Origin of the sequence: Micromonospora sp. LOL_015 (genome assembly GCF_048060275.1) — a bacterium.
Classification (GTDB): Bacteria; Actinomycetota; Actinomycetes; order Mycobacteriales; family Micromonosporaceae; genus Micromonospora_E.
In genome coordinates this window covers 1-1,709 of record NZ_JBHMIO010000126.1, presented here as the reverse complement: position 1 = coordinate 1,709, position 1,709 = coordinate 1, and the positions used below count along the sequence as shown (strand labels likewise).

Here is a 1,709-nt window from a genome sequence, read left to right as displayed (position 1 = left end):
AGGAGACGCCGGCGTCGGCGACGCTGCTGGCGGAGGTGATGGCGGCGGCGGGCGTACCGGACGGGGTGTTCAACCTGGTGCACGGGTTCGGGCCGGGTGCGGCGGGGGAGTGGCTGACCACTCATCCGGGAGTCGACGCGATCACCTTCACGGGTGAGTCGGCGACGGGGTCGGCGATCATGCGGGCCGCCGCCGACGGGGTGAAGGCGGTCTCGTTCGAGCTGGGCGGCAAGAACGCCGGCCTGGTCTTCGCCGACGCCGACCTGGACGCCGCCGTCGCCGGCTCGGTGCGCTCATCGTTCACCAACGGCGGCCAGGTGTGCCTGTGCACCGAGCGGCTGTACGTGCAGCGGCCGGTCTTCGACGAGTTCGTCGACCGGCTGTCGGCCGCCGCCCGTGACGTCCGGTACGGCTGGCCCGCCGACGAGACGATCTCGACGATGCCGCTGATCTCGCGCGGCCACCGGGACAAGGTGCTCGGCTTCTACGACCTGGCCCGCGTCGAGGGTGCCGACGTACGAGCTGGTGGTGGGGTGCCGTCGTTCGGCGACGTCCGCGACGGCGGCGCGTACGTGCAGCCGACCGTGTTGACCGGGCTCGGGCAGTCTGCGCGGCTGCTGCGCGAGGAGGTGTTCGGCCCGATCTGCCACATCGCCCCGTTCGACACCGAGGAGGAGGCGTTCGCCCTGGCCAACGACTCCGACTACGGGCTGGCCGCGACAGTGTGGACCCGCGACGTGGGGCGGGCGCACCGGGCCGGTGCCCGGCTGGACGCCGGCATCGTCTGGGTGAACACGTGGTTCCTGCGGGATCTGCGGACGCCGTTCGGTGGGGTGAAGGCCTCCGGGGTGGGCCGGGAGGGCGGCGTGCACTCGTTGGACTTCTACTCCGAGTTGACCAACGTCTGTGTGGACTTCTCATGACTGTGGATATCGGGGCGGCTGTCGCGGCGTTGGCCGGGGTGTACGACACGGGGGTGCCGTGTGCGCCGTTGCGGGACCGGTTGCTGCCGGTCGGTGACGTGGATACGGCGTACGCGGTGCAGCGGGAGTTGGTGGCCGGTTGGACAGGGGCCGGGCGGCGTCGGGTGGGGGCGAAGATCGGCCTGACGTCGCCGGCGGTGCAGGCCGCGTTCGGCGTCTACCAGCCCGACTTCGGGGTGCTCTTCGCCGACATGGCGGTCTGCGACGGCGACGAGGTCGACCTGGCCGGGCTGATCCAGCCCAGGGTGGAGGCCGAGGTGGCGTTCGTGCTGTCGGCGGATCTGCCGGACGGGCCGGCGACCGTGGTTGACGTGCTGCGGGCCACCGACTTCCTGCTACCGGCGATCGAGATCGTCGACTCCCGGATCGCCGGTTGGGACATCTCGATCGTGGACACGGTGGCGGACAACGCCTCGTCGGGGCTGTTCGTGTTGGGTGACCGGCCGGTGCCGCCCGCCTCGGTGGACCTGCGCGAGTGCGGCAAGGTCCTGGAATCCGCCGGTGAGCCGGTGTCGGTGGGTGCCGGTGCCGCCTGCCTCGGCAACCCGGTGCACGCCGTCGCCTGGCTGGCGTCGACGCTGGCGGCGGCGGGGGATCCGCTGCGGGCCGGTGACGTGGTGCTCTCGGGTGCGCTGGGCCCGATGGTGCCGGTCACCCCGGGGGCCGCGTACGAGGCACGGATCGCCGGGCTCGGCTCGGTGCGGACCAGATTCAGCGCGGAACCGG

At 72.3% G+C, this 1,709-nt stretch carries 2 protein-coding genes; both read left to right on the top strand.

Features of this window, described 5'->3' with window-relative positions:
- Positions 1–923 (top strand): aldehyde dehydrogenase family protein (locus ACFHWU_RS29060; protein ID WP_416592288.1); only part of this gene is annotated, 923 nt, incomplete at its 5' end.
- Positions 920–1,709, top strand: a 790-nt coding sequence (locus ACFHWU_RS29055) for a 2-keto-4-pentenoate hydratase (protein WP_416592287.1), incomplete at its 3' end; no start/stop codon positions are given. The genes ACFHWU_RS29060 and ACFHWU_RS29055, both read left to right, overlap by 4 nt.